We start from the raw sequence: 14,243 nt of genomic DNA, 5'->3' as shown, positions 1-14,243 counted from the left end.
TTAAGGTAGTAAACGTTTATACTTTCGTTCAGGGCGGCCTACCGTCCCGTAAATAATATCAATTTCCAGCTCCTGCTGGGACACCATAAATTCTAAGTATCTACGTACCGTAGAATGGCTCATGCCAGCTAAGGCGGCAAGTTCATCCGCGCTGACAGCATCGCGAGTATGGTTAAGATGGTCGCGAAGCCGCTTCAGGGTGAGCTTGTCAATGCCTTTAGGCAGCATAGTCGCAGCCAAAAAAGAGGAACTCGAAGCTCCGCCGGTAGTAGCGGCTAGGGGTGTAACAGTAAGAAGGGTCGTGTCCCGTTTACTGCCCGTACTCTTGTCACCGGGGATAAACAGGCGATCGACCTCTGTTTGCTCCATTAACAAACCTGTTCGCAATTGCTTTCGCACAGTCGTATAACGTTGAAGCATATCGTTAAAACGATCGATCATAATGGGCTTAATCAAATAACCGAACACGCCCCCACGTATTGCTTCGCTCACCGTATCCGCATCATTTGCCGCCGTAATCAAAATAATATCAACCCCACGGTGCTTACGTCTTATGTTCCAGAGCAGTTCAATGCCACTCATATCAGGCAAATATACATCTAGCAGCACGATTTGTGGCGTAAACACTTCTAGCAAATCCAGTGCTTGCTGCCCCGTGCTGGCCGTAGCGATGACACGAAACGAATTACGTTGAGCGAACTGCTCAACGATTTTTGACGCAATCTCATCGTCTTCGACAATCATAGCTGTTATCTGTTCTGTGCTCATGTGGTTTACCAGCTCCTTGGTCAGATTGGTGCTTGCAAGTTCTACCGCCGCAAGAACTACAACGGTCACATCGGTCATGTATCGTCTGTTATTTTTGGAATAACGACCGTAACACGGGCCCCCCCTAGATGACTGTGATCCATATACAACTGTCCACCTATAATAGAAAGAGCATGCTTAACGAGCGCAAGTCCGAGTCCGCGGTTCTCTCCTTTTTTTGTCGTATAACCGTCTATAAATAAGTACTGCTCATCCTGTACCTTAATGCCAGTTCCGTTGTCTTCAATATCAAATACGATGTCGGCTCCTAAATCGGTAAACGAGACGCGCACGATGCCCTGCGTGCCATTCTGTTCCTGCGCAGCTTCCATGCCATTGTCGATAATGTTGCCCAAAATGGTGACCAGTGCTTTAGCGTCAGTCTGAGGGTGCAACTGGGTTAGGCTGCTGTCGGGATCAATATCGAGTGTCACTTTTAACTCTTTGGCGCGATTTAGCTTGCCGAGCAGACACGCAGCCAGAAGCGGTTCAGTAACGGAGTTCATTAAAAAGGCGATCGTATCTTGCCTTTCTTTGACTTCATTAGAGATAAGGTGCAGTGCTTGATCATACTGCTCAAGCGTTATAAGTCCGTATATCGTATTCAAGCGGTTTAAAAATTCATGGTTTTGCGCTCGAATATGGTCCGTTGCGGCTTTCATTTTGGTAAATTGCTCGACTAATTGTTCGGCTTCTGACTCGGTCTGCAAGGTGAATACGGCACCGCGTACGGTATGATTCAATTGAATGGGGGCGGCTTGCATCGCGTAGAGCTGGTCTTGGATAAAAATACGCTGATGGCTTAGCTCGACTCCTGTTCGCGCAACGGTTTGCAGCGCTTCATGGAGGTGAGGTAGTTGCAGCTGTTCCCCAACATTCCATTCGCTGCCTTGCAGTAGTTCTCGTGCACGCCGATTCATCGAGACGATGTTGCCTTGCAAATCGACCGCGACTATGGCTTCGCGGATCGAGTCGAGTGTGGCGGCTTTTTCTTGGAACAAAAAAGCGATCTGCTCCGGCTCCAAGTTGAAAATAAGTCGCTTCACTCTGCGAGCAATGGCGTATCCCGCGAGCAGTCCTGCGGCAAGAATGATGGCCGTGAAATATACAATGTGGCGACGATATGTCATAATCGTCTCATCAATATCATGAAACAGATAGCCGACCGAGGATACGCCGATAATGTCGCCGTTGCTGTTGCGGATCGGTGTTTTTGCTTTGATGGCCTGACCGGAAATACCTGTTCCTTCATATATAATGGATTCGCCGCGGGCAAAGACTGGCTCATTGCTGGAACCCATCACTTTGCCGATATGTTCTGTCTTCTGGTGGGAGTAGCGAATGCCGTCTCGGTTCCCGATGACGACGTAGCTGGCTCCCGTATGAAGGCGGATCGCTTCAGCGATGGGTTGGATGATGTCCGAAGGTGCTGCGGTTGCAAAAGCTTGCGCAATTCGCTCATCCATTGCTGTAAGTTTGGCGACGGACATGGCCTGGTCGCCGATTTGCTTATGCATTTTATCGCTGAACAGCATAGAAAAGACAGCGCTTGCAAAAATCATGCTGGTGCATACGACGATCGCGATGAGCAGCATGATTTGGGTGCGCAGTGTAAGGCGAAATGGGATGCTGGGCATGTGAATATGCATGTGGAACGTCCTTTTGAATATGTTTTTGGTGTGCTGTTTATGTTGAGCTTGAAATTTGATGTTGAACTTGGGATTTGATATTGAATTTGGAATTTGATATCGAACTTGGAATCGAACGCGAATTTAGGAATGAATTCGAGATTGAAATTGAACTTGGAATTGAATGCGACCTCGAGATTGAAGTTGATTCAGCTAAGACGTTCCTTGCAGACTGTATGTCTACTTTCATGACAGAGAAGCTGTCAGTCCACGATAGCAATATACTTCGAAATGAATAGGGATACTAAGAGTTATTGTTGCATGGCGAAATTGTTGCTACGGAACAACTTATTGATATATTAGCAGAACGATCGGTGGAATTCACTAGTTTGTCACAATTCGCAGGGATAAGTGGAGTGGCTGGCACAATTGGTAGGTTGGTAGGTTGGTAGGTTGGTAGGTTGGTAGGTTGGTAGGTTGGTAGGTTGGTAGGTTGGTAGGTTGGTAGGTGTGGGGTCTGGGTATAGAATGTGGCATTCACTCTAATGTGAATACTGTAAATAATGTGAATGTTGTGAATGCTGTAAATTGTGTAAATGCTGTGAATGTCGTGAATACCGGACGTAGCGTAAATACGGTGAATACGAAAAGGAGAGGTGAATGAGATGGATCAGGAATTGCAACTATTCGAAATACCGGATCATATCGCGCCACAGCTGCGCATTTTGTTTGTAGGCTATAATCCGAGTCTGAAATCGGGGCAGACGGGGCATCATTATGCCAACCCGCGCAACCGATTTTGGACGATTATACATCAGGCGGGCTTGACGCCGCGTCGTTATCACGCGGAGGAAGACAGTGAGTTGCTGAAGCTTGGCTATGGCTTCACCAACATAGTAGCCCGCCCGACGCGCACAGCCGCGGAAATTACCCGCGACGAGTACGCGGAAGGGCGCGAGCAGCTACGGGCGAAGATTGAACGCTTTCGCCCACAGTACGTATGCTTCGTTGGCAAGGGCGTGTACGAAGCATATAGCGGCAGAAAGGATGCCGTTTGGGGCATCCAGCCGGAGTCAATTGTAGCGGGAGTGCGTGATTTTGTCGCGCCGTCATCGAGCGGCTTGGTGCGCATGCCGTTGGCCGAAATCGTGAGCATTTATCGAGGGCTGGGAGAGGTCGTTGGTGATAAAGGTTAAGCGTTTAGAGGGGGGGGGAGCATTGTCCAATGGATGATGGATTGAATTCAATCCATCCGATTCTACCTTTGAGACGAGGAATGCGATTTATTTTTGTAAGATTGAATCCATTTCATAATACCTTTAGCTGCTTAGTGATTTGAGAAAGCCTAAAGCTAACAAAAGTAGTGCCAAAGTGGAGTCCATGATGTTTGTTGAGTTGAGCGCACCCGACACCGATCTATGGCAAGCGTACTGTGGCTATTTATGGGTCGCCCCTCATCGCTTACCTCTAACGGTTACAGCAGTTGTTATTCCTAGAAATAACCGCAATTTTAAAATCTAACGGTTAAGGTGGAGCTTATTCTAATGAAATTAGCTGAAATAGCATTCAAAACGTCAAATAAGCTTTCTAAATAACCGTTAGAAATCAACATCGATGAATAGGAGCGATATAAGCTCTGTAAGATCCGTTAGCGGCGGGTACCATGCCATGAGAATCAATACTCAGTTGAACGCTTTATGGTAACTATGGTGAATGTGATAACTTTTGCACGACATATTACAATCGGTCACATAAAAAAGAGCCAAGGATTAATCCTTGGCTTTGTAAGCTTATTTCACTGCATTGAGTTTAGAAGCTAACTGTAGAGTGCAGCAACACTAAAATATACGGGACTCTCGTTACTCTTTCTGGTAGTTTAATGACTTATGAACGATCATCAACAAATGAGTTGTCATGTTGCCTCTATTAGCAGCACGACGACGGTTGATATTGCTGAAACAACAGCATTTGAAAATTGTGCCTACGTCATTTGTGGCAGCCGTAAGCTATTTCTTCTATATAAACCACATATATGATCTCCAAAAATAAATACTAGCCTGGCCCCAAGAAGGTTTCATGCTGACATCATTATGTTCTATACCGAATGGTGAGCTGTCATATTTGCAGTCAGCATCCACTCCAACGATGTAAAAAGATGCGGTAAGAGGAGTTCATTTTCATCCACTTGAGCAAGAAACTGTCCGCCCTCCCACATCGCGACGATGAGTGCGGCAGTCTGCTTTACAGGCAAGCATTCATTTAGTTGCTTGATCCGAATTCCTTCATCGAGTAGTTGCTCTATGACAATCAGTTGATCCATAAAAAATCTTCTTACTTTCTCGCGAACAGCTTCGCTTTCTCTGGCAGTCTGGGCAAACACAGTGAGAAAAGGGCAGCCTGCTTGGCAATTCCGCTGAAAAGGGTCAAAGCATAACATACGAAGCATAAATTCAATGCGGGCGACGACGGAAACGTGATGTTGGGAGACGATAGATGACGTTCTTTCAGAATAGTACTCTACCATCCGGTCGATAATGGTGAGCAGAACATCCTCCTTACTTTTAAAATGATAATAAATATTCGTCTTGGAAACTTTGCTTGCGGCTACAATATCATCCATGCTTGTCATTTGATAGCCAGTTGTTAAAAAAAGTTCAGCAGCGACATGAACGACAATTTCACGATTAGAATGTTTTTTTCGACTCATATTGGTAATTTACGCCATTTTAAGACAGTTTTCAACTTTATAATTATGCATATATAGTAAAAAATAGGTTAAAAAACATATATTTCGGATAATGGTTTCAAGCAGAATTGCTCACTCTGATCGCCATTAGGATAAATCGTCATCGAATTGACCCAAAATCAATAAATATCGTATTTTGTCGACTCTTGAGAGATTTTGTTAGTTGAGCTATAATCAAACCTATACACAATATATGATTAAATATTCACATGAACAGATATGGTTAAAATAACAGAAAAGAGCACACTATTCGAAAGGATAGGTCGCAAAGCTATAGGGGCTACCGCTTGCATACTCTACGCAGGTTAAGCCAGCCAGTTGCCTGTCATCGCAACGGTTATAAAGAAGATGACATTAAAGGGATGAAGCTTCTTCATCCTGCACAGAAAGGTCCTCCTCTAACCAAGGTAAAGGTCTCTTTCTTGCTGCAATGTCGTCTTTTTTTCTGCCCTTATAGAGCCCTTTGTCTCTTTGAAAGGAGGTTATAGATAGAGAGGGACAAGTTCTAATATATCTCTAACATCACGATTACAATTCTAGGAGGAGAAACATGCGAACTAATTTCAAAAAATGGACAGTATTGTTGATGACGACGGTAATGTGCTTCTCGATCTTCTCAACAACTGCTGGTGCAGCAAATCGTCCAACAACAATGGCACCGAACGGAATCGTTACAACTCCACACTACTTGGCTTCTGCTGCGGCGTTGGAGGTTCTTGAAGAAGGCGGTAATGCGGTTGATGCGGCTATCGCTGCACAAGCGGCTTTGGCGGTTGTGTATCCACAATACACAAGCATGGGCGGAGATGCATTCTGGCTCATCTACAACGCGAAGACTCAAGAAGTTAAAGCGTTGAACGCAAGTGGTCGCTCGGGCGAGAAGACGACAATCGATTTCTATAAAAATAAAGGCTTCGATAAAATTCCTTCCCGTGGTTACTTGGCAGCTAACACAGTTCCAGGTACGGTTTCTGGATGGGGCGAAGCTTACAAATATGCAGAAAAAACAATGAAATTGTCCATGGACTGGGATGAGTTGTTGGAGCGCGCAATCCACTATGCGGAAAAGGGCTATCCTGTAACACCTAACCAAGAAAGATGGACAAAAACGGCTATGGATCCTTCGAATAAAGAGTTGAAGGACTTGGGACGTTTCAAAACGTTTACGGACGTATTCATGAAGCCTAACGGCGAGTACTACAAAACAGGCGATGTTATGGTACAAAAAGATTTGGCTAACACGCTGAAGAGAATTGCTGATAAAGGCGCTGAAGAGTTCTACAAAGGCGAGACTGCTAAAAGAATCGCTGCTGACATTCAAGCTAACGGCGGCTCCTTGACTTACAAAGACTTTGCTGACCACAAAGCGGACTGGGTAAACCCAATCTCCGTTGACTACCGTGGCTACAAAGCTTACAACGTACCACCGAACTCTCAAGGTATGGCTTCCTTGTCTATCTTGAACATTTTGAACAACTTTGACTTGAAGGGTATGGGCGAAGGCACAGCTGACTACTACCACGTGATGGTTGAAGCTACAAAGCAAGCATTTGCTGACCGTGATAAATGGTTGACTGATCCAGAATTCGTTAAAATTCCAGTTGATCAATTGTTGTCCAAAGAGCATGGCAAAAACTTGGCTGCACGTATCGATATGAAAAAGGCAGCTGAAAATGTAAAACCGCTTGACCCTAAAGGTGACACAGTATGGTTGGGAATCGTTGATAAAGACGGTAACTCTGTATCCGTAATCCAGTCTCACTATTTTGACTGGGGCGCAGGCGTAGTTGCAAAAGACACAGGTGTTCTGTTGCAGAACCGTGGTAGCTTCTTCTCCTTGGATAAGAACCATATTAACGACTTGGAGCCTAAGAAACGCACATTCCATACATTGAACCCTGCAATGTTGATGAAAGACGGCAAGCCGTTCATGTTGTATGGTACGCAAGGTGGCGAGGGACAACCTCAGACACAAGCGGCACTTGTTACACGTTTCGTTGACTTCGGTATGACGGTTCAAGACGCTATTGAAGCACCAAGATGGTTGCACGGCCGTAACTGGGGAGAATCTGCTAACGGACTAAGAATGGAAGGTCGTATTCCACAATCCGTTATGGATGAAATGATTCGTCGTGGTCATCCGGTGAAGAAGATTGAAGACTACACAGACCAAGTTGGTCAATCCGGTATGGTCGTAATTGATCCGAACACCAACGTTAAATTTGCTGGCGCTGACCCACGTGGTGAAGGCGCAGCTATCGGCTATTAATCGTTAATATAACGGTAATGACGGATGAGGCAGGTCCAGGTGAACTGGACCTCCTCTGAAGTCCCCTCAACATATATAGCATGTAATCACATCATGATGCTAATACACACCTTCGAACATACATGCGGCTTACCCATAACTAGAGAACTTTATAGGATAGAGTGGAGGAATTATTAATGGACGCAAATGTCGGACAAGATTCGGCTCATAAAGCCGACAGTCTGATTCGCACGTGGTTTACAGGGAACTTGAAAAATAAGCTTATTGTCTGGTTTCTAGTTGTATCGTTTATTCCGCTCATTTCAACGTCTCTGTACGTGTACAATACAGGTACACAAAAGACGATAGAGAAACAAAGTGATTCTTATCTAGCACTTACGAAAAGCACGGCAATGATGATGGACTCTTATTTAGATGAACGTATGACGGAGATACGCTTGCTAGCGTCAACGACAGACATTCGCTCAGATGATCATGTACAGAAATCGGCTTATTTGCAATCGTTAAAAAAGGTAACTCAGGCGTATGACGGCAACACGTTTATTGGTACGGATGGCCTTGTGAAAGCAGACACATTCAAAGACAGTATCGGCATCAACTTGGGAATGCGTCCGTTTTTCAAAAACGGGCTGGAAGGCCAAGAAACGTTTACGAACGTAATCTTAGCCAAGACAACGGGCAAACGCTCTATTATTATGGCCTCTCCTGTTAAAGGAGTTGACGGCAACGTAAAAGGTGTGTTGACAGGGCTTGTCAATTTTGAAGGATTTACATCTAAGATTATGAAGGATTTGTACATTGATAACGGTGTCGGCTATCCGATTGTCATGGACAACCAGGGCAAAATTCAACTCCATCCGAATAAAGAGCTCATCGGAAAGACGGCGAAAGAAGCGAAGCTATCTGCTGGATTGACGACGATTTTGGATGGGAAGAAGGCGGAAGCGGCTTCATATACATATAGCGAAGCGGGACATAATTATACGGTAGCATATGCGCCAGTATCAACAGCTGGATATAGTGTGTACATGCATATCCCAGAGGATTCAATTACGGCTGCTGTAGCGTCGATTAAGACAAACGTAACGATTATCGTTCTACTCGTAAGCTTAGCTGTGATTGCACTTGCTTACTTTATTGCACAGCAAATTACACGACCAATTATAGCGGTGTCAAATGCAGCGGAGCTTATTTCTCAAGGCAACTTGAGCCTTGATGAGTTGCCGGTGAAGTCGCAGGATGAGGTCGGCAGGCTGACGACTGCGGTCAATACGATGATTAGGACGCTGCGCAGCTTTATCGTGCAAGTTAACCGTACGGCTGAAGACGTAACTACGTCAGCCGAGGAGTTGTCGGCAAATGCGGATCATACGAGCAAGGCGACTGAGCATATTGCGGTGTCGATCCAAGAGGTAGCGGATGGCACGGAGAAGCAAGTGAAGAACGTCGAGGAAAGCGTGCGCTCGATTCGTGATGTAGCGGAAGGCGTGCAGCAAATTGCAGCTAATGCGCAAGGCGTGGCCAACTCGGCGATGAGTGCATCCGAAAGTGCTGAAATTGGAAATCGTGCTATTCAATCGGTGGAGCGTCAGATGGAGTCTATTCATACGACGGTGAACACGATTAATGAGACGGTGAAACGCCTTGGTCAGCGTTCGGCAACAATTGATAACATTGTGCAAGTGATTTCCGGTATTGCAGGGCAGACGAATTTGCTGGCGCTTAATGCGGCCATTGAAGCGGCACGTGCTGGTGAGCATGGGCGTGGCTTCGCAGTCGTTGCTGGCGAGGTGCGCAAGCTGTCCGAGCAGTCGGGGGAATCGACGAAACAAATAGCGGAGCTTTTGGCTGCGATTCAAAAAGAAACAGCAGAGGCGATTGAATCGATGGAGCGCGGTACGCAAGAAGTTGCGGTCGGCATCGAAGTTGTCAATCAAGCGGGCGAGTCATTTAATGAAATTATGAACGCGGTTCAATCCGTAGCTTCACAAATTCAAGAAGTGACGTCTTACTTGGTGCAAATGAACACGAGCACCGACTATGCGGTCTCTCAAGTCCATGTCATTACGCAAGTGGCAGAGCAATCGGCTGAAGGCACGCAGAGTGTATCTGCGGCGACTGAAGAGCAGCTGGCTGCAATGGAGCAGGTTAGCTCCTCGGCGACGTCATTGGCGAAGATGGCGGAAGATTTGCAGTTGCATGTGCGTCAGTTCAAGGTGTAGAATTCGTCAAATCGATTTGACGGTAACTTAGAATAAATAGAAGGCCTTTAATTCCACGTAGTGGTTTTAAAGGCCTTTTTTTGAAATCAAACGCGAAATTTAGTTGTAGTAAAGTGTAAAGTCGAAAACGATTTTAGCGTATCTAATTTTGAAAAAGTAATGAAAGTACCACTTAAAGTCATCGTAGTCTACTAATCGTTGAGCTAGATTTATACTACGATAGAGCCAAGGAGAAATCCTTAAATTTAAGAAGGTCAAGGAGGTTTTGAACATGAAAAAAGTGCTATTAAGCTTGGTCGGTGCAGCGTTGATTACGGGTGCTTCGGCAGGTTCGGTGTTTGCTCATGGTAATTCTTTCGCTAAAGCTAGCGAGATCAAGAAGGTGGCTGAAGAAGGAAGTGTAACCTGGACGGATGATGATTATTTTTACTTCATCCCTAAATCAAGTCGTAATTACAGCATTAGATTGATTGGCTTAACGGCAGATGCTGCTTTGCGTCTTTATGATAAAAACGAGAAGAGCATAGCTAAGTCAAACAACCCAGGCACCGCAAATGAAGAAATTGTTCATTACTTGGAGGCCAATACAAAGTACTATATCAAAGTAATTGGTATGGATAAAAATAATAAATCATCTTACATACTAGACATCAACAACGCGAATTAAAAATGGACTCGACTCAGCCAACTTCTACGAACGGTAGAAGTTGGTTTTTTTATTGAGCGCTTTATAGCTATTATTAGAAGGAGTTACAAAGATACAATGGTTAAATTATAATAGTTGAATATACTAAGGATTATAGGAACGATCCTTAACACTTAACAGTTAACAAGTTGGACGACAATTGTTTGGGAGGTTACATTCATGGCCATTGCCGAAATTACAGTGATTCCAATTGGGACAGCCACAACGAGTCTGAGTGAGTATGTCGTGGGCATGCAGCATGCGCTGGAGCAAGTAGAAGGCATTCGTTATGAGCTAACATCAATGGGTACCATTGTGGAGGGGCCGCTGGACCGGATATTTGCAGCGATTCAAGCGCTGCATGAGAGCCCGTTTCAAGCAGGGGCACAGCGCGTGTCTACTGCAGTTAAGATTGATGATCGCCGTGATAAGGTGGCTTCGAGTGAGCAAAAGCTGCAATCTGTACGGGACAAATTGAATCAATAAATAGGTCGTTAGAAGCATTGTCAATGGGAAATCCAACTTTACCATAAATTACATATGAACTAAATGTTACATGCATACCGCTCCCTATGATAGAATATTGGCTGTTGGTTTTTGACAACCTAACACAACATGGTATTGCTATTGTACAAAAAGGGGAGCTTATTGTAATGAGCAAAGAAACACAACAAGTAAGAGTGGCGACCATTGATCCAAGTGCACTTGGATTGTTCGGTCTTGCGATTATCACACTAGTAGCTTCGTCCTCCAAGCTTGGTTGGACGGACGGGATTGCATTTGTACTGCCTTGGGCTATTTTCCTTGGTGCATTTGCACAATTATTCGCTTGTATTCACGACGCGAAAAAAGGTAACACGTTCGGTGCAACAGCATTCGGTGCCTTCACGTTCTTCTGGCTTGCAGTCGGTATGTCGTGGATGATTCAAAATGGCGTATTCGGTGAAGCACTTGCTGCACAAGCTGATCCTCGTCAATTGGGCGTTGCTTATGTCGGTTATTTGATCTTCTGCTTGTTCATGACAATTGGCGCAATGGAAACGAACAAAGTATTGTTCTATACATTTGTAGCGATTGATTTCTTGTTTATCGGTTTGGCAGGTAACGCATTTGGAATTATGGCGCACGCGATGCACATGTTGGCGGCTTACTCTGAATTTGTTATTTCCATGCTTAGCTTCTACGGTTGTGCAGCATCTGTGCTTAACATCCACTTTGGACGCACATTCTTGCCAATCGGTAAGCCTTTCGGCATTTTCAAAAAGTAATTCATAGCTTATATATAAACCCGGTCTGTTGCGGATGGAATGTCCGTATACAGCGCCGGGTTTGTTTTATGGAATCTGAGGAATAGAGAGTACGGTCTTGATATACGGCTCTTGCAGCAGGTCGACCGTTTCCTTGGCCTCGGCTGTGATATCTGTAATAATGCCGTCCACACCTAACGTATAACATTTCTCCACGCCTGCTGGATCGTTGACGGTCCAGACGTATAGCGGCTTACCTTTTAATTTAGCCGAAGTAATAATGCGCGCATTCACCCATGACTCTTCTAACACGAAAAAGTCGGCGTTGAAGTCCACGTCTCGTGCAAACGTGGCGAAAATAACATAACCTACTTTCAGCTCAGGTGCTGCCTTTTTTAAGTCCTGAACGAGCTCGTATTCAATGGCCTGCGCGACAACCCACGATTCTGCCTTATGGCGTCGTATCGTGTCTACAAACGTACCTACTAAGTCATGTTCATAACCGTGAGTTTTTAACTCGACATTGAGCTTGACCCGTCCCTTCATCGCTGTCAGCACTTCATCAAGCGAAGATACATAACCTTCAAACCCATTTTGGTGCAGCGGAAATTGTTGCAGCTGCGAGAGTGTCAAATCGTATACATTGACGTTATGCCCAGACAACCGCTTTAAATTAATATCGTGAATAACGGCTAATTTCCCGTCCTTCGTTTGCAATACGTCAAGCTCAATGTAGTCAGCGCCTGCAACGATAGCAGCATCGAATGCTTGCATCGTATTTTCAACGCCAGATTGGACATCGCCACGATGAGCCATAATCGTGAACTTATCCGGTGCTTCTCCGAAATGAGTTAGTTGGGCGGTTACACCCCAGCCGACAGCGATCATAATAAGCAGGCCAAACGTTGCAAATTTAGTCCGGTGCTGCTTTACAAAATAACGACGCTGCTCGCCTTTCTCCCATACGGTCAAATCCAAGTCGTCCGAATGGAGCTTAATGCTGCCTTCGCCTGCATAGCGCAAATATAGTCTCGTAATGACGGTAATAAATAGAGGCGTCATCACAAGCGTAAGCGTATAGGCGAGCACACTAATCAGCCAACTGCCGCCCAATATGACCATCTCGGGAATTTCCCTACCGCCTAGAAAGCTAAGTGCGACGATGAATAGAATAAACACGAACAGCAAAAAGCCAACAAAAAGCATGACCCACTCGATGATCATTTTGAACAGGGACCATTTGCTCTTCCAGAACAGCTTCATGCTTTTTCGAGCGGCATACCAGAAATGGTTTGTATGTTCCAATACGAGAATAGGTAAAGAGTATACACATAACAAATTTAAGACGAACACGAATGTCGCAAACAATATAAATATGGCTGTACCTAAGCCAGACTTCATTAATTCGCCTGTAATAAAGTTCGGAATAACAATGTTAGGTAGCAGCGATGAGCCAAAGCCTGCGCTAAGCATCGGGAACAACAGCAGCAAGTACATCGTTAAGCCGAATACACCGATACGCCATAACCCAGACAGACGTGACATAGCCTTTAGCAATACAGGGCGGATGCGAACGGTTTGACCTTTAGCGCCGTAATAGGCGATATAAATGAGGACGGCAAACTCGACGTAGATGAGCATCACGGCGACAGGTGCCATTAAGATAAGGCTGAGCAGCCCGTATTTACTGAATATGAAGCGTAGTAAATCGTGATTGGCTACGGTGTTATACCCGCCAAGATCGAGCATTTTATTAAAAATGAGCGACATAAACGGAATAAACAATCCAAGTGTAAGCAGCTTATATACAAGTTCGAATAGTAAAAATGGACGATAGGCATGTTTCCACACTTGAATGATGGCTCGTGTATTTTGAAACGATAATAAGCGTTCTTTTTTTTGATTGATTCGATTGAATAATCCCATATATTCAACTTCTTTCTAAGTGGAGCTAAGTGTATGACGACATTTTACATATGTACTACTTCACATTATAAGGCTTTTTCCTAGAAAAATATAACTACAAAATGGAACGTATATTCGCTAGTAAATGATTGTCATCACGTTATTGTATGAAGAAAAGGGGATTAAAGTCGTAACTAGCTCTGAAAATAAGGAGGAAGACCTAGGTTGTTGTCGAATACCCAATATTTATATAATTTCATGTAATTTTCAATATGGTGATGAAGGAGAGTTGTCGTTGCAATGAGGTTTCTAAATAAATTCGGCGTTGAAATTATCGTCGTTAAAACGAAAGCTTTTCTTCACAAGAAGAGTTAGTACAAGCCATTACATCCATCCTGCATAAATTTTCACGCCGTATCTAAGGACTAAGAAAACACAAGAAAAAAACCACATCATGGATACTATAACACTCGATAAAATTGAAGGTTTTTTTAAACGCCAACATCAAGGGCCATTTTAACGGTGCATATAAGTATTTATCTACATCATAACCATAACATTGAGTTTGAATTCCCCTGTTAAATAGATAAAGTACTAGGTATAACGTTCTGCTATTGCAGGCGTTTTTTATTTTTATATGTCGCAAGGTAATCAAAAAAAAGGATAGCTTTGCGCATTGCTGTATACTCTCAATCAGATAATTTGTGCACAAGTGGTGTAGGGAAATGATGTGC

Annotated in this window: 10 protein-coding genes and 1 riboswitch; of the genes, 6 read left to right on the top strand and 4 right to left on the bottom strand. The window is 44.4% G+C overall.

Features of this window, described 5'->3' with window-relative positions:
- Together KIK04_RS08685 and KIK04_RS08680 are read right to left on the bottom strand one after the other, a co-directional pair.
- Entirely contained in the window at window positions 1-768 is a 768-nt protein-coding gene (locus tag KIK04_RS08685; RefSeq protein WP_232277869.1) for a response regulator, read from the bottom strand.
- 74 nt (window positions 769-842) lie between these two features.
- Window positions 843-2,444: an ATP-binding protein gene (locus KIK04_RS08680; RefSeq protein WP_232277868.1), complete on the bottom strand. Its 1,602-nt coding sequence runs from the start codon at window positions 2,442-2,444 to the stop codon at window positions 843-845.
- 656 nt (window positions 2,445-3,100) lie between these two features.
- Between KIK04_RS08680 and KIK04_RS08675 the strand changes: the two genes are divergently transcribed.
- A complete protein-coding gene (locus KIK04_RS08675) occupies window positions 3,101-3,631 on the top strand; it encodes a mismatch-specific DNA-glycosylase (protein ID WP_232277867.1) in 531 nt (176 codons plus the stop codon).
- An 899-nt stretch (window positions 3,632-4,530) separates the two neighbouring features.
- Here KIK04_RS08675 and KIK04_RS08670 read toward each other — a convergent pair.
- Complete coding sequence (locus KIK04_RS08670; protein ID WP_232277866.1) at window positions 4,531-5,142, bottom strand: TetR/AcrR family transcriptional regulator; 612 nt, start codon at window positions 5,140-5,142, stop codon at window positions 4,531-4,533.
- Window positions 5,143-5,411: 269 nt separating this feature from the next.
- Window positions 5,412-5,507: riboswitch (cyclic di-GMP riboswitch) on the top strand.
- 224 nt (window positions 5,508-5,731) lie between these two features.
- Between KIK04_RS08670 and ggt the strand changes: the two genes are divergently transcribed.
- From ggt to KIK04_RS08645, 5 genes are all read left to right on the top strand, one after another.
- Window positions 5,732-7,450, top strand: coding sequence for a gamma-glutamyltransferase (ggt, locus tag KIK04_RS08665; RefSeq protein ID WP_232277865.1), 1,719 nt, complete (start codon window positions 5,732-5,734; stop codon window positions 7,448-7,450).
- Window positions 7,451-7,626: 176 nt separating this feature from the next.
- Window positions 7,627-9,672, top strand: a complete 2,046-nt coding sequence (locus tag KIK04_RS08660; protein WP_232277864.1) for a methyl-accepting chemotaxis protein — start codon at window positions 7,627-7,629, stop codon at window positions 9,670-9,672.
- 271 nt (window positions 9,673-9,943) lie between these two features.
- Window positions 9,944-10,339 carry a PPC domain-containing protein gene (locus KIK04_RS08655; protein ID WP_232277863.1) on the top strand — a complete coding sequence of 132 codons (396 nt, stop codon included), beginning with the start codon at window positions 9,944-9,946 and terminating at the stop codon, window positions 10,337-10,339.
- Window positions 10,340-10,537: 198 nt separating this feature from the next.
- Window positions 10,538-10,843 carry an MTH1187 family thiamine-binding protein gene (locus KIK04_RS08650; protein WP_232277862.1) on the top strand — a complete coding sequence of 102 codons (306 nt, stop codon included), beginning with the start codon at window positions 10,538-10,540 and terminating at the stop codon, window positions 10,841-10,843.
- Between the two features lie 167 nt (window positions 10,844-11,010).
- Entirely contained in the window at window positions 11,011-11,625 is a 615-nt protein-coding gene (locus tag KIK04_RS08645) for an acetate uptake transporter (RefSeq protein ID WP_232277861.1), read from the top strand.
- 66 nt (window positions 11,626-11,691) lie between these two features.
- On the opposite strand, the gene KIK04_RS08640 is transcribed toward KIK04_RS08645, so the two are convergent.
- On the bottom strand, window positions 11,692-13,530 hold the full coding sequence (locus tag KIK04_RS08640) for a glycerophosphodiester phosphodiesterase (RefSeq protein ID WP_232277860.1): 1,839 nt from the start codon (window positions 13,528-13,530) through the stop codon (window positions 11,692-11,694).
- Window positions 13,531-14,243 lie beyond the last annotated feature (713 nt).

The sequence above is a fragment of the Paenibacillus sp. 481 genome (assembly GCF_021223605.1).
Taxonomy (GTDB): Bacteria; Bacillota; Bacilli; order Paenibacillales; family Paenibacillaceae; genus Paenibacillus_B.
The sequence above is the reverse complement of the archived record's forward strand: the minus strand, read 5'-3'. Positions and strand labels throughout refer to the sequence as shown.

Coding starts and splice junctions, on each gene's coding strand:
- KIK04_RS08660 (WP_232277864.1), top strand. CDS start 7,627: ATGGACGCAAATGTCGGACAAGATTCGGCTCATAAAGCCGACAGTCTG.
- KIK04_RS08685 (WP_232277869.1), bottom strand. CDS start 768: ATGAGCACAGAACAGATAACAGCTATGATTGTCGAAGACGATGAGATT.
- KIK04_RS08680 (WP_232277868.1), bottom strand. CDS start 2,444: ATGCCCAGCATCCCATTTCGCCTTACACTGCGCACCCAAATCATGCTG.
- KIK04_RS08650 (WP_232277862.1), top strand. CDS start 10,538: ATGGCCATTGCCGAAATTACAGTGATTCCAATTGGGACAGCCACAACG.
- KIK04_RS08655 (WP_232277863.1), top strand. CDS start 9,944: ATGAAAAAAGTGCTATTAAGCTTGGTCGGTGCAGCGTTGATTACGGGT.
- ggt (WP_232277865.1), top strand. CDS start 5,732: ATGCGAACTAATTTCAAAAAATGGACAGTATTGTTGATGACGACGGTA.
- KIK04_RS08670 (WP_232277866.1), bottom strand. CDS start 5,142: ATGAGTCGAAAAAAACATTCTAATCGTGAAATTGTCGTTCATGTCGCT.
- KIK04_RS08675 (WP_232277867.1), top strand. CDS start 3,101: ATGGATCAGGAATTGCAACTATTCGAAATACCGGATCATATCGCGCCA.
- KIK04_RS08640 (WP_232277860.1), bottom strand. CDS start 13,530: ATGGGATTATTCAATCGAATCAATCAAAAAAAAGAACGCTTATTATCG.
- KIK04_RS08645 (WP_232277861.1), top strand. CDS start 11,011: ATGAGCAAAGAAACACAACAAGTAAGAGTGGCGACCATTGATCCAAGT.